The organism is Haemophilus parainfluenzae, from assembly GCF_014931375.1.
Lineage (GTDB): Bacteria > Pseudomonadota > Gammaproteobacteria > Enterobacterales > Pasteurellaceae > Haemophilus_D.
The window spans coordinates 992,327-1,012,356 of the sequence record NZ_CP063117.1 but is presented as its reverse complement, the minus strand read 5'-3'; the positions used below and the strand labels follow the sequence as shown (position 1 = coordinate 1,012,356).

Genomic DNA, 20,030 nt, shown 5'->3' with positions numbered 1-20,030 from the left:
TGTTTATTGCTATATTTGGTGACGGAGACAACTCGTTTCTATCATTAATTAACATATAACAACAAAGGATAGCAAAATGGCAAAAGGACAATCATTACAAGATCCTTATTTGAATGCGTTACGCCGTGAACGTATTCCTGTTTCGATTTATCTCGTTAATGGGATTAAATTACAGGGTCAAATCGAATCATTCGACCAATTCGTGATTTTATTAAAAAACACTGTTAATCAAATGGTGTACAAACACGCTATTTCAACTGTGGTTCCAGCACGTTCTGTTTCTCACCACAATAATAACGGCGGTCATCATGCAGCACAAACTTCTGACGCTGCAGCGGAAGTAGAAACACAAGCAGAATAATTCTGTTCAATGAATGATTTCATCAATTTAAGTGCGGTTGAAAATTCACCAGAAATTTCAACCGCACTTTCGTCATCTAAAACAGGCGACAATAGCCAATCGGCGAAAGATAAAGCTGTCGTCGTGCATGTTTTCTTTTCTCAAAATAAAAACATTGAAGATCTACAAGAATTCCAACTTTTAGCGGAATCTGCCAATGTTGAGATTTTACAAATCATCACCACAAGCCGTGCCACGCCACAAGCAAAATACTTTATCGGTGAGGGAAAAGCACAAGAAATTGCAGATGCCGTGAAAGACTTAGATGCCGATGTTGTTTTGGTGAATCACCAATTAACGCCCGCTCAAACTCGTAATTTAGAAAGTATCTGCCAATGTCGTGTAGTGGATCGCACTGGAGTGATTTTAGATATCTTTGCCCAACGAGCCCGCTCGCACGAAGGGAAATTGCAAGTTGAATTAGCTCAACTTAAGCATTTATCGACTCGATTAGTCCGCCGAAAAACAGGCTTAGATCAGCAAAAAGGTGCGGTTGGATTGCGTGGTCCAGGCGAAACGCAATTAGAAACGGATCGCCGTTTAATCAAGGTGCGTATTGCGCAGTTGCAAAATCGTTTGGCGAAAGTCGAAAAACAACGCAATCAAAATCGCCAAACACGACAAAAAGCGGATATTCCGACCATTTCCTTAGTAGGCTACACCAATGCGGGGAAATCAACACTCTTCAATTTCATCACGCAAGCCAATGTCTATGCGGCAGATCAGCTTTTTGCCACCCTCGATCCCACATTAAGACGTTTGCAAATTCAAGATGTTGGCACAGCGATTCTCGCCGATACCGTTGGTTTCGTTCGCCAACTTCCCCATGATTTAGTTTCCGCTTTTAAATCTACCTTGCAAGAAACGGTAGAAGCCAGTTTGTTATTGCATGTCATTGATGCAGCAGACGCTCGAAAGATCGAAAATATTGAAGCCGTGAATTTAGTGTTGGAAGAAATTAAGGCTGACAAAGTACCAGTATTGCTGGTATATAACAAAATCGATTTATTGGAAAATGTGGCACCCCATATTGAATATGATGATGAGAATAAGCCCGTTGCCGTTTATCTTTCAGCACATTCAGGTGAAGGATTAGAGCTGCTACTTGAAGCCATTAAAGTGCGGTTGAAAAATGAGATACTTTCTTTCACCCTTACACTGCTCCCACAAGAGGGAAAAATTCGCCACGCGCTCTATCAATTAAATAGCATTCGTCACGAACAAATTTCAGATGAGGGTGAATTTATCCTCAATGTACAAATTGATAAAGTCAAATGGCTCAAACTTTGTAAACAATTCCCTAAACTGTCAGAAATTATTTACTAATACCGTATTGTTTTAATTTATTGGCAATCGCCGTGTGTGATACACCTAATCGTTGTGCCAATTTACGCGTACTTGGATACTGGGCATAAAATGCACGCAATACACTCGCCTCATATTGTCCCATGATCTCATCCAGCGTTTGCTCACCAAAATCCTCCGCAGAAATGACCGCACTTTGTACGGGTTTTAAATTTAAACTTTCAATATCAAGCTGGTTATTTTTCGCTAAGGAACAGGCGCGATACAAGACATTGTAAAGCTCTCGCACATTACCTTGCCAAGTCTGCCCTTTTAAATAATTCAGAAAATCAGCATTATATTGCGGCATTGAAATCTTAAGCTGAGCACTTATTTCTTGTAAAAAACCGTCCGTTAAAGGTTGAATATCCTCCACTCGCTCACGCAAAGGCGGCACATTTAGCGCTAAAACATTTAAGCGATGGAATAAATCACTGCGTAATTTCCCTTGCTCTAACAGTTTTTCCATAGGTTCTTGTGAAGTACAAATCACTCGAACATTCGCATGATGTTCTTTTTCTTCACCCACTCGACGGAAAGAACCATCCGTTAAAAAACGCAATAATTTTGCCTGTAAACTTAATGAAAGCTCAGCAATGCCATCCAGCAACACCGTGCCTTCGTTAGCATATTCAAAAAAACCAGTGGTTTCACTATCACCTACTTTACGCCCAAACATTTCACTTTCCGCATCTTCATCCGGCAAGCCGGCACAATTTACCGCAATGAATTTTTTCTCACGACGCAAGCTCGCAAAATGGCAAGCTTTTGCTAATAAGTCTTTACCCGTACCCGTTTCACCTTGAATTAAAAGCGGCACATCAAACATCGCAAAACGTTGTGCATTTTCGACCGTACTTTTCATGGAAAGGCTTTGAGTGACAAAGCAAGAGAAAGGATCTTGTGGATTAAATGTCAGCATAAAATAAGCTCAATTTTATTGAATGATGCCAATATGATAGGGAGTTTATTGATATGTGTAAAGATTAATTTACATATAAAAAGGGCAATCCTTGACTGCCCTTTTAGATGGTTTTTTGTATTATTTTTTCACTGCACGATCAAGTTCTTGTGCGATGATTTCCATGCTTTCTAAACCACCAAACGCAAGATACCAATTCGCTGCATCAAGATACACAATGTGTCCATCTTTATACGCTTTGGTTTGTTTGATGATATCGTTATCCAACACTTTTTGTGCATTGTTGGCTTTTTCTGTAATCGCCGCGGTACGATCCACGACAAGTAAAAAGTCTGGATTTTTTTCTAAGATATATTCAAAACCAACGCTTTGTCCATGCGTAGACGATTTGATGCTGTCATCAATCGGTTTAAAACCAAATTTTTGATACACCATACCATAACGAGAACCATCACCAAAGGCACTGATTTTACTTTCATTAACCAATACCAATAAGGCTGTTTTGCCTTTCGCATCTTTGGCGACTTGGTCAACCTTACTTTCTAATGCTGAAAGTTTTTCTTTCGCAACATTTTCTTTACCAAAGATCTGACCAAGTGCGGTCACATTTTGTTGAAAACTCGGGTAGTAATTGTTGTAATCATTTTCAACATTAAATACTGGTGCAATTTCTTTAAATTTGTCGATCATTTTTTCTTGACGTTTAGACGCGATGATCAAATCAGGATTGAGTTCATTAATTTGCTCCAATGATTGTTCTTTCAAATCACCGACATTCTTATATTTTTTGTCTGCAAATTCTGAAAGATAGCTTGGAATTTTTCCGCTTTGTGGGAAACCCACGATTTTATCTTGCACACCTAATGCACGAAGTGTGTCTGCTGCACCAAAATCAAGCACAATGACTCGCTGTGGATTTTGTGGCACAACCTGCTTTCCAGCGGCATTTTCAACGGTAATATCTGCTGCTTGAGCAACACCGACCAAAGCAAAAAGTGAAAGTGCTAATGTTGATAATGTTTTTTTCATGAAAATTTCCTTATTTATCTAAAATAAACGGCAATTTTATGGTCGTCGATATCCTGAATAGGTATCGCCATATCATAAATATCTTGTAGCACGGGCGATTGCATAATGTGGTTAACTTCCCCTTGATGCACTAATTTTCCATTTTTCATGGCGACAATGTAGTCTGAATAACAAGAGGCAAAATTAATATCGTGAATCACAATCACCACGGTTTTGTTGAGTTCTGTCGCTAATTTTCGCAAAACTTGCATGATCTGCACTGAATGTTTCATATCCAGATTATTTAATGGCTCATCCAACAAAATATAATCCGTATCTTGTGCAAGCGTCATCGCAATATAAGCGCGTTGTCGCTGCCCACCACTTAAGTTATCGATATATTGATGACGGATATCATCTAAATTCATATAGGCAATAGCATTATCAATAAAAGTGCGGTCAGTTTGGGTTAAGTTTCCTTTGCAATAAGGAAAACGCCCAAAAGCGACTAAATCTTCAATGGTTAGACGCAAATTAATGTTGTTAGTTTGCTTTAAAATCGCAAGTTGTTTCGCAATATCGCTACTTTTCTTACGATTGAGCAATTCACCGTTGAGATAGATCTCACCACTATCCGCATTCAACAAACGGCTCATAATAGACAGCACCGTACTCTTCCCCGCGCCATTCGGCCCGATAAAAGACGTAATTTTCCCCGTAGGAATGGTGACGGACACATTATCCACCACCTTTTTGCTTCCGTAACTTTTAGTAATATTGCGAATTTCTATTGCCATTTTTTGTTTGCTCTTAATAACAAATAAATAAAGTACACGCCACCGACAAAATTAACGATGATGCTTAATGTCGTGCGGAACGTAAAAATATGCGTCACCAATAATTGCCCTAAAACCAAGGTAATGATGGAAATTAACATCGCAGCAGGAATGAGTATCTTGTGACGATAATCACGAACAAATTCAAAGGTCACGTTCATCACTAATAACCCGAGGAACGTAAGTGGGCCAACAAGTGCGGTCGACACTGACGTTAAAATTGCCACCAGAATTAATAAGATTTTTAAGGTCTTTTGGTAATCGATACCTAGGTTAACGGCATTTTCTCGCCCTAACGCCAACACATCAAAGCAATGCCAATATCTCAGACTGAAAACAATCGTCGCGACTAAAATGGCTAATGCGACCCACAAGATTTGTGTATTAATTCGGTTGAAACTTGCAAAGCCAATATCTTGAGCGATTTGGAATTCATTTGGATCAATCAACACTTCCATAAATGTCGTTAAGCTACCAAAGAAGGTGCCGAAAATAATCCCGACAAGCAACAAAAAGAAAATATTTTGGTTCTCTTTCTTAAACAGGAAGTGATAAAGCACTAATGAAAATGCCATCATTAATCCCGTACACAAGACAAACAATGCAATCGAATTCATTGAAAGCAATGTGCTTGAACCGAAAAGAAAGATAATCGTCGTTTGAATCAGTAAATACAGCGAGTCCAAACCCAAAATACTCGGCGTGAGAATTCGGTTATTCACAACCGTTTGGAAAATCATCGTAGCGAGTGCAATTGCCGCGCCTGTAATCACAATCGCAATTAAGGATAAAGCACGATTTTCCAAGGCATATTGCCAACGGTTTGGTAAGTTGTAGCCTAAATAGAGTGCAAGAGAAACAATGGCTAACAACGACAATACAATCAGTTGAGAAGAAGATTTCTTAGCCATTTCTATACCGCTTTAATAATAAAAATAAGAAGATACCACTGCCAAATACGCCAACCACGGCATTAATGGAAATCTCATAAGGATAAATCACACTTCGACCTAAAATATCGCAGAATAAAACAAATACCGCACCTAACAAAGCGGTATGAGATAACACTTTCTTCAAGTTATCCCCTAAATAAAGCGTGACGATATTTGGAATAATTAGCCCCAAGAAAGGGATCACGCCAACAGACACGATAATAATCGAAGACACCACCGCCACAATGAGCAATCCGAGATAAAGTACTTGGTTGTAATTTAGACCCAGATTAACCGCAAAGTCTTTCCCCATCCCGACAATAGAAAAACGATGCGCAAATAAATAAGCCACGATGAGTGTAGGAATACTGAAATACAACAATTCATAACGACCAGACATCACAAGCGAAAAATCCCCTTGTAACCATCCCGATAAGTTTTGTAACAAGTCTTCTTTGTAAGCAATAAAGGCGGTAATCGAGCTAATAATATTACCAAACATAATCCCTACTAAAGGTACAAAAATGGTGTCCTTGAATTTCAAACGGGACAGAATCGTCATAAATAACAATGTACCAAGGAAAGAGACGATCACTGCAATTGCGGTTTTTAACAACATTGAGGCCGTTGGGAAAAACAGCATCGCCATTAAAATCCCTAATCGTGCGCTGTCCATTGTGCCCGCCGTGGTAGGAGAAACAAATCGGTTTCGACTGAGTTGCTGCATCACTAAGCCACAAATACTTAAGGATGCACCTGCAATCAAGATACTGATTAAGCGAGGCACGCGACTAATTAAAAAAATCTGCCATTGATTACCTTCAAAATTCAGTAACCCTTGCAAATTAACGGTACTTACCCCGAGAAAAAGTGAAACAAAGGAAAGCACGATCAAAAGAAAAATCAGATAACGTCTCTTAACCATAAAAATGAGAATAATTCTAAAATGCAAAGAGAATAGCATATTGAGGAAAAAGAGAAAAGATAAGTGCGGTTAGTTTTAAGTTAATTTTTTAGGCCTATAAAAAATGCGGTCAAATTTGACCGCATTTTATTCACTATAATTTTAATGTTCTTTCAACTTCTTTCGCTCGGACTAAGAATTGCTTACGCTCTGCTGTTGCCATTCCACTGCTGGTACCTGGTAATTTCACCGTAAGCGGGTTCACCGCTCGCTCATTGATATGAAACTCGTAGTGCAAGTGTGGACCGGTTGAAATACCCGTATTACCAGTTAATGCAATGCGCTCCCCTTTCTTCACTGTTTGGCCCGCACGCACTAAAGCACGACTTAAATGCATATACACCGTTTGATATTCACGACCATGGCGTATCACCACATAACGTCCTGCACCACCGGCTTGATAAGCCACTTTTTCCACCACACCTTCTGCTGGCGCAATAACTGGCGTACCTGGTGAAACAGCAAAGTCTACCCCTTTATGCGGACGAACACGTCCCGTTACCGGATGGCGGCGATTTGGGTTAAATGGTGACGAAATACGTGCTTGGCGTTGTAATGGATAACGCGCAAAACCTTTGCCAAGGGTTTCCCCTTGCTTATCGTAGTAGCGACCATTCGCCGCTTGAATACCATAATAGCTCTTACCATCTGCCATAATATGAATGGCTTCAACGTTACCTTGACCGGTTAATTTATCGCCTAAATATTCACGTGATACCAAAATCGCAAACTTAGTACCTTTACTGAGTTTTTGAAGACTTACTTGCCATTGTAATGCTGAGCTTAATTGGCTGATTTGACGACCATCTAGACCTAAATCACGCAAACTTGATGCAAAAGATCCGTTAATTGTTCCTTTTAACACCTCTTTCTTCCAGATACTTTTCTTCTCTAGAATTTGGCGTTTAAACTTACCGTCTTCCGTACGTTCATAAATACGTTCTTCTTTTTCAGACACCAACCAGTTTAAATACTCCAGCTGATCTTCTTTATCTAAAATCCAATAGAACTGCTGACCTGCGCGCAGCGTTTTTAATTCAGGATACGCAGCAATCAAATCTTTCGCCGTATCATCTTCTAAACCGGAAAGCTCTAGTACATCTTTTAATGAATCGCCACGTACTACGGTATGGCTAAATTGATCGGTGATACGTAATGCTTGATCGGCCACATCTAAAATACCGCTGAGTGCATCTTGAGCATCTTTTGGTAAATCATTGAGATCGTCAAATTGTGGTTTGATTTCATCGACTTCATCATCTTTGGCTTGAAGTTCATCATCATAAGAGGTTGCATCTTCTGTATTAGCATGTTGTTTTGCTTCAGGATGTTCGCCTTCTTGAGATTGAGGATTGCCCGATTCCGTTTTTTCAGGTGTAAGAGATTGATATTGAACGTTATCTACCATCTCTGGTTCAAGATTACTTTGCAGAGAAGGATCATAATCAGCGGTATCTTTAAAGGCGAGGAAAATGCCCGTTAAAATAAGCAAAAGTGCGGCAAAAAAAATCGCCGCTTTTATGCGGGATTTTCTTTTCCGTCGATCTCTGGCTAATTTAACGTGTTGCAAAATAGATACCTTTAAAATGAGTAAAAAAGATTTTCGTTTTTCAGACTACAAACTCTAGGAAAAATTCATTTTACCCTAAAAATGTGAAATCTTATGCCTAAATATTAGGCATAGTCGGAATTTCTTGAGAAAAAGGCGGAAATGAGCTATTTTAGTGAGCCATTTTTAAAGGGGGAATTATGCAGATTCGCGCCATTCAACCAGCCCAACCCACACCATTAATTACACTGAAAAATATCAATGTGGTCTTTGAACAAAAAACCGCATTGCGGGACATTAATCTCAGCATTTATCCCAATTCCATTATCACCATTGTAGGGCCAAATGGTGGGGGAAAATCAACCCTCTTAAAAACCTTATTAAAATTGCAAACGCCAACATCTGGTGAGGTGATTTATAGCGCTAATGTCAGAATTGGCTATGTCCCACAAAAAATTCACCTCGATCACAGCTTACCAATGACGGTTGAGCGTTTTCTGGCGCTCAAAAAAGGTGTTAAAACGCAAGAAATATCAACCGCACTTGAGCAACTCTCTATCACTCATTTGAGAAAAAATAATATGCAAAAACTCTCTGGTGGCGAGATGCAACGTGTATTATTGGCCCGTGCGATTTTAAATAAACCCAATTTACTGGTGCTAGATGAACCAACTCAAGGCGTGGATATTAATGGTCAAGCTGAACTTTATCAGCTGATTCATCGTACTCAACAAACCTTAAACTGTGCGGTTTTAATGGTTTCCCATGATTTGCATATCGTGATGGCGGACAGTAAAGAAGTGTTGTGCATCAATCAACACATTTGCTGTGCCGGCACACCAGAAAGCCTATCCAATGATCCCAAATTTATGCGTCTTTGGGGCAATCAAATCTCACAAAATATGGGCTTTTATACGCACCACCATAACCATCACCATAATATGCACGGTGATGTTTGTAGTTGCAGTGCCAATCCATCAGAATGCCAACAATAAGGAAAAATCATGTTTGAGATTTTATTTCCCGCCTTGCTTACGGGCTTACTGCTTTCCTTAATTACCGCACCACTCGGTGCTTTTGTGGTGTGGCGTAAAATGGCTTATTTTGGTGATACCCTTTCCCACTCAGCCTTACTCGGTGTGGCGTTAGGCATTTTCCTACAAATTAACCCTTATGTTGCCATTGTAATTTTGACGATTATTCTCGCCGTATTAATGGTATGGCTCGAAAGTAACACGCAATTTTCAGTGGATACCCTTTTAGGCATTATCGCGCACAGTTGTCTTTCACTTGGCGTGGTTACGGTTGGCTTACTTAAAAATGTCCGAGTCGATTTAATGAGTTATCTTTTTGGGGATTTACTCGCCATTAATTTTAACGATTTACCTTATATTGCTGCTGGCGTAATCATTGTATTAGGCACTCTACTTTACTTCTGGCAAGCCTTACTCTCCACCACAGTTTCGCCTGAATTAGCCCAAGTAGAAGGCATTAACATTAAAAAAATGCGATTTATTTTAATGATTTTGACCGCACTGACGATCGCATTAAGTATGAAGTTTGTAGGGGCCCTGATTATTACATCGCTATTAATTATTCCAGCCGCAACAGCAAGACGTTTTGCCAAAACACCTGAACAAGTGGTGTTTATTGCGATTTTAATCAGTATGCTTTCCGTCGTTGGCGGGTTATTCCTTTCCGCCTTTTATGATACAGCTGCGGGGCCTTCTGTCGTGATTTGTTCCGCATTTTTGTTTTTGTTATCATTACTAAAAAAGGAATATTTATAATCCGCTCCAACCAGTGAAAACCATTTGCACCGCACCTTAAATCTTGATAAAGTGCGGGCAACTTTTGACGATATTTTAGGATAAGAAATGAGCCAAGAATATTTAGATTTTGAATTACCTATTGCTGAACTTGAAGCCAAAATTGAAGCACTACGTTCAGCATCTGATGACAAAATTGATTTACACGATGAAATTAAACGCTTACAAAAGAAAAGCGATGAATTAACCAAAAAAACCTTTGCAAATCTTGATGCATGGCAGGTTTCTCGTATGGCACGTCACCCAAATCGTCCATACACGCTTGATTATATCGAACATATTTTTACTGATTTCCAAGAACTTGCGGGCGATCGTGCCTTTGCCGATGATAAAGCAATCGTAGGTGGTCTTGCTCGTTTAGATGGTCGCGCGGTAATGATTATCGGTCACCAAAAAGGTCGTACAGTAAAAGATAAAGTAACACGTAACTTTGGTATGCCGGCACCTGAAGGCTATCGTAAAGCATTACGTTTAATGCAAATGGCTGAGCGTTTTAACTTACCTATTATTACCTTTATCGACACGCCAGGGGCTTACCCAGGTATCGGTGCAGAAGAGCGCGGTCAATCTGAGGCGATTGCTCGTAACTTACGTGAAATGTCTACCTTAAAAGTACCTGTTATCTGTACGGTAATCGGTGAAGGCGGTTCTGGTGGTGCATTAGCCATTGGTGTCGGCGACAAAGTAAATATGTTGCAATATTCAACTTATTCCGTTATTTCACCGGAAGGCTGTGCTTCTATCTTATGGAAAAGCGCAGAAAAAGCGTCAACCGCAGCCGAAGTCATGGGCTTAACCGCAACTCGTTTAAAAGAGTTAGGTTTAATTGATAATATCGTTCAAGAGCCATTAGGTGGTGCGCATCGTAATTATCATGAAATGGCACGTAATTTAAAACAATGCCTTGTTGAAGAACTAAACGAACTCGATACCTTCGACAAAGATGGCTTATTAGAAAGACGTTATGAACGTTTAATGTCTTACGGTTATTGTTAATAAAATAGAAAAAGAGCGGTTAGTTTAACCGCTCTTTTTTGTGTTTTGAAAAAAATGTTGCATGGATGCAAGAAACAGCATCAATGCCTAAAATAATATAAAAGGAGAACTCAAAATGAAAAACGTATTAGCAATCCAATCTCACGTAGTTTATGGTTTTGCCGGTAATAAATCCGCCACTTTTCCAATGCAGCTATTAGGCGTGGATGTATGGGCACTCAATACCGTGCAATTCTCTAACCATACTCAATATGGCAAATGGACGGGCATGGTGATTCCACAAGAGCAAATTGGTGAAATTGCTAACGGTTTAGATGCTATTGGAAAACTGCAAGAATGTGATGCGTTGCTTTCTGGCTATTTAGGTTCAGCTGAGCAAGTTGACCAAATTATCTATGCTTTAGAAAAAATCAAAGCACGTAACCCAAATGCACTTTACTTGTGCGATCCTGTTATGCCAAATGCCGAAAAAGTCTGCGTGGTGGCCGATGGTGTACGTGAACGCTTAATTGAAAAAGCGATTCCACGTGCGGACATCATGACACCAAATCTTTCAGAGCTTCGTACGCTTTCTGACTTCCCTATCAATACGTTTGACGATGTGCTGAAAGCCGCTAATGCATTAGTGGCTAAAGGTGTGAAGAAAGTGTTAGTTAAACACTTAGGTAAAGCTGGTAAATTAAATGATCCTGATACCTTTGAAATTATTATGGCGACACCTGAAGGTGTATGGCATTTAAGTCGTCCGCTTTATAAATTTAACTTTGAACCTGTTGGTGTGGGTGATTTAATTGCGGGAACTTTCTTGGCGCATTACTTAAACTGTGGCAATGATGTTGAAGCTTTTGAAAAAATGAATAATGCTGTTGCTGGCGTAATGAAAACTACCTTTGATTTAAAATCTTACGAACTCCAACCTATTGCTGCACGTTTTGAAATCTTAAATCCAAGCACAAACTACAAAGCTGTTAAAGTGGCCTAATGGATCTTTTTTCATTATTCCAAGCACAAATCCCAACTACCGCCAATAAGCTTCTCATTGCTTTTAGCGGTGGTTTGGATTCAACTGCACTGCTTTCTTTAGTTAAAAAACTCAGCGAAAAACGACTGCACTTAAGCCTGAGAGCTATTCATATCCATCACGGATTAAGCCCGAATGCGGATACTTGGACTACTCATTGCCAACAACTCTGTGAGCAATTTGCCATTCCACTTATTATTGAAAAAGTCAAAGTGGAAATGCACAATGGCATTGAAGCGGGCGCAAGAGAAGCCCGTTATCGGGCGATTTCAACACATATCCAGCCTGATGAATATCTGATTACTGCACATCATTTAAATGATCAAACTGAGACTTTTTTCCTGGCGCTAAAACGCGGAGCAGGATTACAAGGTTTAGGTGCTATGCAAAAAGAAAGCCAATTATTTGGGATGACTATTCTACGCCCACTCCTTTCTTTTAGCCGTAATGAATTAGAAGATTACGTTCAGCAAGAAAATCTGTCTTGGGTCGAAGACGAAAGCAATCAAGATAATCATTACGATCGCAATTTCTTACGTAACCAAATTTTGCCTGAAATACGCCAACGCTGGGGACATTTTGATCATGCAGTTCAGCGTGCCGCACAACATTGTTTTGAGCAACAACAACTCATTAATGAATTATTACAGACCTGCTTTGAGCAGCACATTCTTGAGGATCAAAAACAGTTTTCACTCGTAAATTTTCTAGAATATTCATTGCAAAAACAAACCGCACTTTTACGCATGTGGTTGGCTAAAAATCAGATTGCTATGCCTACGCAGGTTCAATTAATGCATATTATTGATGATGTTATTCAGGCTAAAGCAGATGCATCCCCACAATTTCAACTCGGGGAGCATATTATTCGCCGTTATCAGCAATGTCTCTATTTAACGAGAAAATTCGCTGATTTGTCGCAAACTTGTCTTGATATGCCGTTAAATCAACAGATTCTTTTGCCTGATAATCTTGGAAGAATTTATGCAATCAACAATGAGCAAGGCATTTTAGTGCATTGGAATGACAAACAAGTTCAACTTGCCAATACACAAGAGCCGATTCAAATACGATTTGCTTATACTGGCAAAGTGAAACGACAACATAATCGCCCTGCCGAAACCATGAAAAAAATTTGGCAAGAGCTCGGCGTTCCGCCTTGGCAACGAAATCGTATCCCACTCATTTTTTATGGTGAGACTTTACAAAGTGCGGTGGGTTTTTTCCGTGTTTTTCAAAACTTAGAGAAATAAAAAAATGGGTGATGATTCACCCATTTTTATGATTAAGAAAAGCGTTTAAAATGCCTGCCGTAAATTCTTTCCGTAAATAAAACCCCAGCGGTAAGGTATCAATCACTTCTCCATTTTTACCAATGCCTTTCGTAATGGCTTTGCTGTTTGCGCCTTTAGGGCGCAGTTGCATGACTTCACCAATACGCGCCGTAATCTGATCTAACTTCCCAAGCACAATATAATCCATCAACTCTTCCCAATCTTGGCGTAATTGATGTTCTTGTTCAGCCGAAGGTTGCCATAAGATAGGCTGACCAATATGTCGCTCACGCAAAGGGATATCTCGACTGCCTTCAATAGGAATCCACAAAACTTTCGATAATTTATGGCGAACGTGCGAATTTTCCCAATTCACGCCCGAGTTTTGAACCAAAGGCGCAAGGCTAACGAACGTGGTTTCCAACGGAAAACCTTCTGCATTAATGGGCAACGTTTTTAATTCAATGCCTAAATGGGAAAAGTCCTGCTCTGCTTTACTGCCGGCAGTCGTCCCCAATGCGGTTTCAAGCAACATTCCAACCCAACCTTTATCGCGTTTTAAATCAGGCGGAACGGGAATATTTAATTCATCTGCAAGTTCGCCAAAGGTTAACCCCGCAATAGATTGCGCTTTTTCTAATAAGGCTTGTTCGGTTTGTGGGATCATGCGTGGTATTTCTTCAATAATTTTGGTTTAACGTATTCTACGCCTTTGTCAATGTAAGGAATATTCTCTAATTTCAATAAAAAACGTTTTGCCGGCAATCCACCACCAAAACCGGTGATTTCACATTTTTTCCCTAATACACGATGACATGGAATGATAATACTAATGGGATTACTCCCTACTGCACCACCAACGGCACGCACCGCCTTGGGATTATTAATGCTTTCTGCTAGCCTGCCATAACTCGCCGTTTTACCATAAGGAATTTGACATAATGCTTTCCAAATCGCTTGTTGAAATGGGGTACCTTTAGGCGATAAAGGAATATCGGAGAAACTTTCTGGCTCGCCATTAAAATAACGCCTTAAAGAACACTGCACTTTTTCAAAAAGCGGTAAATCTTCTCGTAAAATCCAATTTGGATTGGGCGTGGTTTGTTCTAACTCACAATCTAAATTTGTAAGATGTTCACCATCAGAAAGCATTAATAACCGACCAATTGGTGAGTCCATATAAGCATAAAAAAGTGCGGTCATTTTTCTCCCGTTTTTTATGGGACCATATAAGAAAAAAGCACACCGAACATTCATTCGGTGTGCTACGTATTATGCTAAATTTTTAACAAATTAGAAACTGTAGTTTAAGTTTAAACCATAAAGGTTAGCACTTGCTTTAGAGGTATAATTCGCTGTTACTGTTGCTAAACCACCAATTGGTTGGCTTTCGGTGAAGTGAATTTTTTTACCACGTAAGTGCGCAAAGCCCGCATCAATAGAAAGATTCGGGGTAAATTTATAAGTTGCCCCTACGCTATACCACATACGATCTGTATCTGGAATAGATGCACTCACATGTTCTGTTGGTGCTGCCGCTTCATCATAAGCTATACCGGCACGAAGCGTTAATTTATCATTTACATTATAGGTTGTACCTAATGCATAACGAGAATTGCTACGGTATTTTTCATCTTTATGGAAAGCAAGTTCACCGTCATTAAAGGTGGCGTGTAACTCTTTGAAACGGCTCCAATGTGTAAATTTGTAGCTATAGTGCAATGCCAAATTATCTGTCACTTGGTGGAAACCTGATAATTCTAAATAATCTGGTAAGTGTAATGTTAATCCACCTGCAGCAGGGCCTTGACCACGAATAGTACGACTCGCACTCACAGCATTATCATCTTCAAAGTCAATATCGACTTTTGAATGATAGGCTAAACCAACACGGTTATTTTCGTTAAACTCGTACACTAAACCTGCATTCCAACCGAAACCCCATGCATTTTTATCTTGTAAGTGGGTTAGTACAGTTTCTTTATTCACTCCTTGTAAGCGAGCTAAAGATGCGGCAGCACTTTGAGGAATTTTTCCTGCTTTAACTAGTCCAGGAACTAATGGTGCAACATTTTTTAATGCATCACTTAAAATACCAGCACGACGTTCAATTTCTGCTTTGGCATAAACTGCATTTAACCCCACACCAGCAGTTAAACCTTGAGAAACACGATATGAACCGCTTAAATTTAAGTTAATCGCGCTTAAATCGGTTTTACCGCCGAATACACCTGCATTGTAATCTGATTCATATTCACTTTTTAATCCAAAATTCACATTCATACCACCACCAATGGCAAATTTGTCATTAATTGGTGCCACAAAATACATATTTGGAATCAATGAACCAGGAACAACACTATTATGAGCTGCAGAACCAACAGCAACGGTACGACCTAGTGCATTAACTGTAACTGGACCACTCATGTGAATTTTAGAATCCACATAAACGCCACCCACAGAGAATTGATTAGTTTTGAATAAACTCATTAATGCAGGGTTAGTTGTAACTACTGCAGCATTATCAACAATTGCTGCTTCACCGGCATAAGCACGACCAAGACCGGATGTAGAAACTTCTGCTAATTGGAATGCGGCTGCATTTGCACCGCTTGCTGCTAACAATGTGGTCATTGCTAATAGCGTTTTATTAAATTTTGTCATTTGGAACCTTTTGTTATTAATAATAATGAAAAAAATCCGCGAGATTCTAAAACTCCAATAAATGGAGTGCAAATTATTTTAGATTAATTTAAAAGTGTTCCGACCAGTGATAAATAAATGATATTTAAATTAAAAAAATGCGGTACTTTGGCAGAGCGTTTTAAAAATGCTAGAATAGAACCAATCTTAATTTTAAATAAGGAAATCCTATGACAGTAACATGCAAAGCAGAAGAATCTCTCACTTGTAGTTGTGTTGATGTGGGTACGATTATTGACGGTTCAGATTGCTCTGTTGATATTCATCAAACCTATGCGAATAAAGCTGAAGCTGAAGCGGCACTTAATCGTTTCATTGAAAAAGCACGCAAAACAGAAAGCGATCCTTGCGACATTAAAAGTGAAATCACAGAAACTGAAAATGGCGCCAATTTAACGGCGCGTTTTACATTTAGCTGCCAAGCTGAAGCGATGATTTTCGAATTAGCAAATCGCTAAAAATATTTTAGAAATTGACCGCACTTTATCATGCAAAATAAAGTGCGGTTATTTTTTTGCTTAAATCCTAATTAAATCACTATCGCAAACGTTTGCTTAATCTGATACAATCACGCCGTTTTATCATTTAACCTAAAAATATAGGATAGCATTGTGAGCAAACCATCATTAAGTTATAAAGATGCAGGCGTGGATATTAATGCCGGTAATGAATTAGTTGAACGTATTAAACCACACGTGAAACGAACTACTCGTCCTGAAGTCATCGGGGGATTAGGTGGGTTTGGCGCATTATGTGCTATTCCGGGCAAATATAAAGAACCGATCCTCGTTTCAGGTACAGACGGTGTAGGAACAAAACTACGTTTAGCCATTGACTTAAAAAAACACGATACCATTGGTATTGATTTGGTTGCAATGTGTGTTAACGATTTAGTGGTTCAAGGCGCCGAACCATTATTCTTCTTAGACTACTATGCGACAGGAAAACTTGATGTGGATGTTGCCTCTGATGTGGTAAAAGGCATTGCAGAAGGCTGTGTACAATCGGGTTGTGCATTAGTGGGTGGCGAAACCGCTGAAATGCCGGGTATGTACCACGCTGGCGATTATGACCTAGCAGGCTTCTGTGTGGGTGTCGTCGAAAAATCAGAAATCATTGATGGTAGCCAAGTTAAAGTAGGAGATGCTTTAATTGCACTAGGTTCAAGTGGCCCGCATTCAAATGGTTATTCTTTAATTCGTAAAGTCATTGATGTTGCTGGCGTCAACCCAGCCACTGAGCAATTAGATGGTCGTCCATTAAGTGAACAAGTGCTTGCACCGACAAAAATCTATGTAAAATCTGTTCTCGCCTTAATCAAACAAACGGAAGTCCATGCTATCGCACACTTAACGGGTGGCGGTTTCTGGGAAAATATCCCTCGTGTATTACCGAAAAATACCAAAGCTGTTATTGATGAAAGCAGTTGGGAATGGCAACCCGTATTCAAATGGTTACAAGAAAAAGGCAACATTGAAACCTATGAAATGTACCGTACATTTAACTGTGGCGTTGGTATGGTGATTGCATTACCACAATCGCAAGTGGAAACTGCTTTAGCGATTTTAAAACAATCCGGTGAAAATGTCTGGTTAATCGGTCATATTGAAAATGCGACAGATAACGAACCACAAGTCATTATTAAATAATTTCTCTTTTCCATTTCAGGGCGAAAATTTCAGAATGAAAGGTTCGCCCTTCTTTTATGTAGAATAATATGAAAAAAATTGCCGTCCTGATTTCAGGGCAAGGATCAAATCTTCAAGCGATAATTGAGGCTTGTCAAACTGGGTTTATTCCAGGAAAGGTCGTGACTGTCATCAGTAATAAAATTGATTCATTTGGCTTAGAACGCGCTGAAAGTGCGGGCATTCCTAGCCGAGTTTTTTTGCGCCAAGATTTTAGTTCCAATCCCGCTATGGATAAGGCTATAGGGGATTATTTAGACGCTCTCAATATTGATCTCATTGTGTTAGCCGGTTACATGAAAATCTTAACCAAGCCATTCACACAACGTTTTACTGGGAAAATTTTAAATATTCATCCTTCCCTTCTGCCAAAATATCCTGGGTTACATACTTATCAAAGAGCACTTGAGAATGGCGACAGCGAACACGGTACAACTGTGCATTTTGTCAATGAAGAGATCGATGGTGGTGCCATTGTGTTACAAGCTAAAGTGCCTATTTTCCCTGGTGATACCGTCGAGGAAATTGAACTTCGTACACGTGAACAGGAATATAATATTTATCCTTTAGTGATTAAATGGTTTATTGAAGAGCGATTAAAACTGATTGAAAATCAAGCTTATTTAGATGGTAAGTTGCTACCGCCTAATGGCTATGCTTATGAATAAAACGATATTCTCTCTTGAAAATGGTAAATGAAATCACCATTAAATAACCTGATTTTATGAAAAAAACAATAAACCCTGTATAATCGGGGTTTTATTATTGTGGGATATAGTATGCAAATTAATTTTACTCAGATTTTTCAAGATAGCCTCAACTTTATGCGTAATCAGCGAAAAACCGTGCTGATTTTCATTGGTATTTTCGTCATCTCACAATTGATTAATGCACTAGTCAGTGTCCCAATGCCGAGTTTGGGTGATAATCCTAATCCATCACAACAGGATATTATTGATGCATTGAGCAAAGTGGAGCCAACTGCACTGATTGGATCTTTTTTATTCCAACAATTATTGATGTCTTTTATTGCGACCTTCGGTATTGCAACCATTCATCATATTAGTCTGCAAAATGAAAATCCGATTAATCAAGGTCTCATGCTTACATTGCGTCGTTTTTTAGGTGTGGTCGTTTTAGATATTTTTATGAGCTTGCCACTTCTCTTTGGCATAGCGGATGTCATGAGCTCATTTTTAAGCAAAAATGCCCTCTCCCCTCTAGCCTTTGTTTCAATGGTATTTGGTTTATTTTTCTTTGTTCGCCTATGCTTATCGCCTGTGCATTACATTGCCGCAAATCAATCTATCGGGCAAAGTGCTTTACAGGTGTGGCGTGCAGGTATTAAACGTAATGGCGTATTAATTATTTATGCCTTGCTCACTTATTTACTTCTTCCTTTAGTGGTGAATACCATTGGTGCAATCTTGGGTTCATCATTTTTAAGTGCTATCGTTGGTATCTTGGCTGCATTATTTCAACTATTTATTTTGGTATTTACTTACCGTTTTTACAGTTTATTTATGAAGGCATAATATGAAGCAACTTCTTGAATTTATTCCTCTTGTTCTCTTTTTCATCACCTACAAAATGTTTGGGGTGCGTGAGGCGGCGATTGTCTTAGTTATCGCGACCATCATTCAGATGGTTGTACTAAAACTGAAATATGGCATGATTGAGAAACAACAAAAAATCATGGCGATTGCTGTCGTCTTTTTTGGTTTGCTCACTGCCTATTTCAATGAAATCAAATACCTACAATGGAAAGTCACGATTATTAATGCTTTGTTTGCCATTGTTTTATTGGTTGCACAATTCCAATTCAATACACCACTGGTGAAAAAGTTATTAGGCAAAGAAATCCAATTACCGGATAATGTGTGGAACAAATTGAATTTAGGCTGGGCAGGATTTTTCATTCTGTGTATGCTTGTAAATATTTATATCAGCCAAAATATGTCTGAAGATGCTTGGGTTGATTTCAAATCTTTTGGTTTACTTGGTATGACCTTTGTTGCAACAATCGTCAGCGGTGCTTATATTTACCGTTACTTACCTAAAGATGATCAAAAAAATGATGGGGAAAAATAATGGTTTCAAATCTTACTGATAAAGACGGTCGTCAATCTAAAGGCGTATTATTATTACGTACCTTAGCAATGCCTTCGGATACCAACGCCAACGGCGATATTTTCGGTGGCTGGATTATGTCCCAAATGGATATGGGCGGAGCAATTCTTGCCAAAGAAATCGCTCATGGCCGTGTGGTCACTGTTGCCGTAGAAAGTATGAATTTCATCAAACCTATCGCTGTCGGTGACGTGGTATGTTGTTATGGTCAATGCCTCAGCGTGGGACGCTCTTCGATTAAAATCAAAGTAGAAGTATGGGTGAAAAAAGTTGCGAGTGAACCAATTGGGGAACGTTACTGCGTGACAGATGCCGTATTTACCTTTGTCGCAGTTGGGAAAGACGGTAAATCCCGCGCTATTCCACGTGAAGGTAATCTTGAACTAGAACGTGCATTAGCCTCTATCGAAGAATTAAATTGTTAAAAGGATAAA

General features: G+C 39.3%; 22 protein-coding genes. 13 read left to right on the top strand and 9 right to left on the bottom strand.

All coding sequences use genetic code 11. From position 1 onward, the window contains the following. The first annotated feature begins 76 nt into the window (after positions 1-76). Together hfq and hflX are read left to right on the top strand one after the other, a co-directional pair. Positions 77-361 carry an RNA chaperone Hfq gene (hfq, locus tag INP95_RS04910; RefSeq protein WP_049364479.1) on the top strand — a complete coding sequence of 95 codons (285 nt, stop codon included), beginning with the start codon at positions 77-79 and terminating at the stop codon, positions 359-361. A gap of 9 nt (positions 362-370) precedes the next feature. Further along, positions 371-1,726, top strand: coding sequence for a ribosome rescue GTPase HflX (hflX, locus tag INP95_RS04905; RefSeq protein ID WP_070591520.1), 1,356 nt, complete (start codon positions 371-373; stop codon positions 1,724-1,726). Here hflX and INP95_RS04900 read toward each other — a convergent pair. From INP95_RS04900 to mepM, 6 genes are all read right to left on the bottom strand, one after another. Beyond that, positions 1,716-2,666 carry a sigma 54-interacting transcriptional regulator gene (locus INP95_RS04900; protein WP_070591524.1) on the bottom strand — a complete coding sequence of 317 codons (951 nt, stop codon included), beginning with the start codon at positions 2,664-2,666 and terminating at the stop codon, positions 1,716-1,718. The genes hflX and INP95_RS04900 overlap by 11 nt on opposite strands. 120 nt (positions 2,667-2,786) lie before the next feature. Further along, positions 2,787-3,695 (bottom strand): siderophore ABC transporter substrate-binding protein, encoded by a 909-nt coding sequence (locus INP95_RS04895; protein WP_070583059.1) that lies wholly within the window; start codon positions 3,693-3,695, stop codon positions 2,787-2,789. A gap of 14 nt (positions 3,696-3,709) precedes the next feature. Beyond that, positions 3,710-4,471 carry an iron ABC transporter ATP-binding protein gene (locus tag INP95_RS04890; RefSeq protein ID WP_070591526.1) on the bottom strand — a complete coding sequence of 254 codons (762 nt, stop codon included), beginning with the start codon at positions 4,469-4,471 and terminating at the stop codon, positions 3,710-3,712. After that, positions 4,462-5,421 carry an iron chelate uptake ABC transporter family permease subunit gene (locus tag INP95_RS04885; protein WP_070591528.1) on the bottom strand — a complete coding sequence of 320 codons (960 nt, stop codon included), beginning with the start codon at positions 5,419-5,421 and terminating at the stop codon, positions 4,462-4,464. Before INP95_RS04885 ends, INP95_RS04890 begins: the two co-directional genes overlap by 10 nt. Next, on the bottom strand, positions 5,414-6,367 hold the full coding sequence (locus tag INP95_RS04880) for an ABC transporter permease (protein ID WP_070591532.1): 954 nt from the start codon (positions 6,365-6,367) through the stop codon (positions 5,414-5,416). The genes INP95_RS04885 and INP95_RS04880 overlap by 8 nt, the downstream gene beginning before the upstream one ends. Before the next feature lie 133 nt (positions 6,368-6,500). Further along, positions 6,501-7,976, bottom strand: a complete 1,476-nt coding sequence (mepM, locus tag INP95_RS04875; protein ID WP_070591538.1) for a murein DD-endopeptidase MepM — start codon at positions 7,974-7,976, stop codon at positions 6,501-6,503. A gap of 179 nt (positions 7,977-8,155) precedes the next feature. Between mepM and znuC the strand changes: the two genes are divergently transcribed. The 5 genes from znuC to tilS all read left to right on the top strand — a co-directional run bounded on the left by znuC (position 8,156) and on the right by tilS (position 13,054). After that, a complete protein-coding gene (gene znuC / locus INP95_RS04870) occupies positions 8,156-8,950 on the top strand; it encodes a zinc ABC transporter ATP-binding protein ZnuC (RefSeq protein ID WP_070591540.1) in 795 nt (264 codons plus the stop codon). Between the two features lie 9 nt (positions 8,951-8,959). Beyond that, positions 8,960-9,745: a zinc ABC transporter permease subunit ZnuB gene (gene znuB, locus INP95_RS04865; protein ID WP_054418308.1), complete on the top strand. Its 786-nt coding sequence runs from the start codon at positions 8,960-8,962 to the stop codon at positions 9,743-9,745. Positions 9,746-9,832: 87 nt separating this feature from the next. Then, on the top strand, positions 9,833-10,780 hold the full coding sequence (gene accA, locus INP95_RS04860) for an acetyl-CoA carboxylase carboxyl transferase subunit alpha (protein WP_049368033.1): 948 nt from the start codon (positions 9,833-9,835) through the stop codon (positions 10,778-10,780). Between the two features lie 115 nt (positions 10,781-10,895). Further along, the gene (pdxY, locus tag INP95_RS04855) at positions 10,896-11,762 is read left to right on the top strand and encodes a pyridoxal kinase (protein ID WP_049369150.1); all 867 of its coding nucleotides are present in this window, start codon (positions 10,896-10,898) and stop codon (positions 11,760-11,762) included. Further along, entirely contained in the window at positions 11,762-13,054 is a 1,293-nt protein-coding gene (gene tilS / locus INP95_RS04850; protein WP_070591543.1) for a tRNA lysidine(34) synthetase TilS, read from the top strand. Before pdxY ends, tilS begins: the two co-directional genes overlap by 1 nt. A 16-nt stretch (positions 13,055-13,070) precedes the next feature. Here the strand turns inward: tilS and mutH are convergent, their stop codons facing one another. The 3 genes from mutH to INP95_RS04835 form a co-directional block, all read right to left on the bottom strand. Then, the gene (mutH, locus tag INP95_RS04845; protein ID WP_070591546.1) at positions 13,071-13,742 is read right to left on the bottom strand and encodes a DNA mismatch repair endonuclease MutH; all 672 of its coding nucleotides are present in this window, start codon (positions 13,740-13,742) and stop codon (positions 13,071-13,073) included. Further along, the gene (locus INP95_RS04840) at positions 13,739-14,278 is read right to left on the bottom strand and encodes a methylated-DNA--[protein]-cysteine S-methyltransferase (protein ID WP_070591550.1); all 540 of its coding nucleotides are present in this window, start codon (positions 14,276-14,278) and stop codon (positions 13,739-13,741) included. Before INP95_RS04840 ends, mutH begins: the two co-directional genes overlap by 4 nt. A gap of 90 nt (positions 14,279-14,368) precedes the next feature. After that, positions 14,369-15,739, bottom strand: a complete 1,371-nt coding sequence (locus INP95_RS04835) for a porin (protein WP_070591553.1) — start codon at positions 15,737-15,739, stop codon at positions 14,369-14,371. A gap of 209 nt (positions 15,740-15,948) precedes the next feature. On the opposite strand from INP95_RS04835, the gene INP95_RS04830 reads away from it, so the two are divergent. The 6 genes from INP95_RS04830 (at position 15,949) to yciA (ending at position 20,021) form a co-directional block, all read left to right on the top strand. Then, positions 15,949-16,236, top strand: a complete 288-nt coding sequence (locus tag INP95_RS04830) for a YfcZ/YiiS family protein (RefSeq protein WP_005697117.1) — start codon at positions 15,949-15,951, stop codon at positions 16,234-16,236. 153 nt (positions 16,237-16,389) lie between these two features. Then, positions 16,390-17,427 (top strand): phosphoribosylformylglycinamidine cyclo-ligase, encoded by a 1,038-nt coding sequence (gene purM / locus INP95_RS04825; protein WP_049370533.1) that lies wholly within the window; start codon positions 16,390-16,392, stop codon positions 17,425-17,427. A 68-nt stretch (positions 17,428-17,495) separates the two neighbouring features. After that, on the top strand, positions 17,496-18,134 hold the full coding sequence (purN, locus tag INP95_RS04820) for a phosphoribosylglycinamide formyltransferase (protein ID WP_070591556.1): 639 nt from the start codon (positions 17,496-17,498) through the stop codon (positions 18,132-18,134). 111 nt (positions 18,135-18,245) lie between these two features. Next, entirely contained in the window at positions 18,246-19,001 is a 756-nt protein-coding gene (locus INP95_RS04815; protein ID WP_070591558.1) for a beta-methylgalactoside transporter, read from the top strand. 1 nt (position 19,002) lies between these two features. Continuing rightward, a complete protein-coding gene (locus INP95_RS04810) occupies positions 19,003-19,557 on the top strand; it encodes a septation protein A (RefSeq protein WP_014064871.1) in 555 nt (184 codons plus the stop codon). Continuing rightward, positions 19,557-20,021: an acyl-CoA thioester hydrolase YciA gene (yciA, locus tag INP95_RS04805; RefSeq protein ID WP_070591561.1), complete on the top strand. Its 465-nt coding sequence runs from the start codon at positions 19,557-19,559 to the stop codon at positions 20,019-20,021. The genes INP95_RS04810 and yciA overlap by 1 nt, the downstream gene beginning before the upstream one ends. Positions 20,022-20,030 lie beyond the last annotated feature (9 nt).

What these genes read in the sequence shown, in the direction of transcription:
- hfq (WP_049364479.1), top strand. Translation starts at nt 77, where the DNA reads ATGGCAAAAGGACAATCATTACAAGATCCTTATTTGAATGCGTTACGC.
- hflX (WP_070591520.1), top strand. Translation starts at nt 371, where the DNA reads ATGAATGATTTCATCAATTTAAGTGCGGTTGAAAATTCACCAGAAATT.
- INP95_RS04900 (WP_070591524.1), bottom strand. Translation starts at nt 2,666, where the DNA reads ATGCTGACATTTAATCCACAAGATCCTTTCTCTTGCTTTGTCACTCAA.
- INP95_RS04895 (WP_070583059.1), bottom strand. Translation starts at nt 3,695, where the DNA reads ATGAAAAAAACATTATCAACATTAGCACTTTCACTTTTTGCTTTGGTC.
- INP95_RS04890 (WP_070591526.1), bottom strand. Translation starts at nt 4,471, where the DNA reads ATGGCAATAGAAATTCGCAATATTACTAAAAGTTACGGAAGCAAAAAG.
- INP95_RS04885 (WP_070591528.1), bottom strand. Translation starts at nt 5,421, where the DNA reads ATGGCTAAGAAATCTTCTTCTCAACTGATTGTATTGTCGTTGTTAGCC.
- INP95_RS04880 (WP_070591532.1), bottom strand. Translation starts at nt 6,367, where the DNA reads ATGGTTAAGAGACGTTATCTGATTTTTCTTTTGATCGTGCTTTCCTTT.
- znuC (WP_070591540.1), top strand. Translation starts at nt 8,156, where the DNA reads ATGCAGATTCGCGCCATTCAACCAGCCCAACCCACACCATTAATTACA.
- znuB (WP_054418308.1), top strand. Translation starts at nt 8,960, where the DNA reads ATGTTTGAGATTTTATTTCCCGCCTTGCTTACGGGCTTACTGCTTTCC.
- accA (WP_049368033.1), top strand. Translation starts at nt 9,833, where the DNA reads ATGAGCCAAGAATATTTAGATTTTGAATTACCTATTGCTGAACTTGAA.
- pdxY (WP_049369150.1), top strand. Translation starts at nt 10,896, where the DNA reads ATGAAAAACGTATTAGCAATCCAATCTCACGTAGTTTATGGTTTTGCC.
- tilS (WP_070591543.1), top strand. Translation starts at nt 11,762, where the DNA reads ATGGATCTTTTTTCATTATTCCAAGCACAAATCCCAACTACCGCCAAT.
- mutH (WP_070591546.1), bottom strand. Translation starts at nt 13,742, where the DNA reads ATGATCCCACAAACCGAACAAGCCTTATTAGAAAAAGCGCAATCTATT.
- INP95_RS04840 (WP_070591550.1), bottom strand. Translation starts at nt 14,278, where the DNA reads ATGACCGCACTTTTTTATGCTTATATGGACTCACCAATTGGTCGGTTA.
- INP95_RS04835 (WP_070591553.1), bottom strand. Translation starts at nt 15,739, where the DNA reads ATGACAAAATTTAATAAAACGCTATTAGCAATGACCACATTGTTAGCA.
- INP95_RS04830 (WP_005697117.1), top strand. Translation starts at nt 15,949, where the DNA reads ATGACAGTAACATGCAAAGCAGAAGAATCTCTCACTTGTAGTTGTGTT.
- purN (WP_070591556.1), top strand. Translation starts at nt 17,496, where the DNA reads ATGAAAAAAATTGCCGTCCTGATTTCAGGGCAAGGATCAAATCTTCAA.
- INP95_RS04815 (WP_070591558.1), top strand. Translation starts at nt 18,246, where the DNA reads ATGCAAATTAATTTTACTCAGATTTTTCAAGATAGCCTCAACTTTATG.
- INP95_RS04810 (WP_014064871.1), top strand. Translation starts at nt 19,003, where the DNA reads ATGAAGCAACTTCTTGAATTTATTCCTCTTGTTCTCTTTTTCATCACC.
- yciA (WP_070591561.1), top strand. Translation starts at nt 19,557, where the DNA reads ATGGTTTCAAATCTTACTGATAAAGACGGTCGTCAATCTAAAGGCGTA.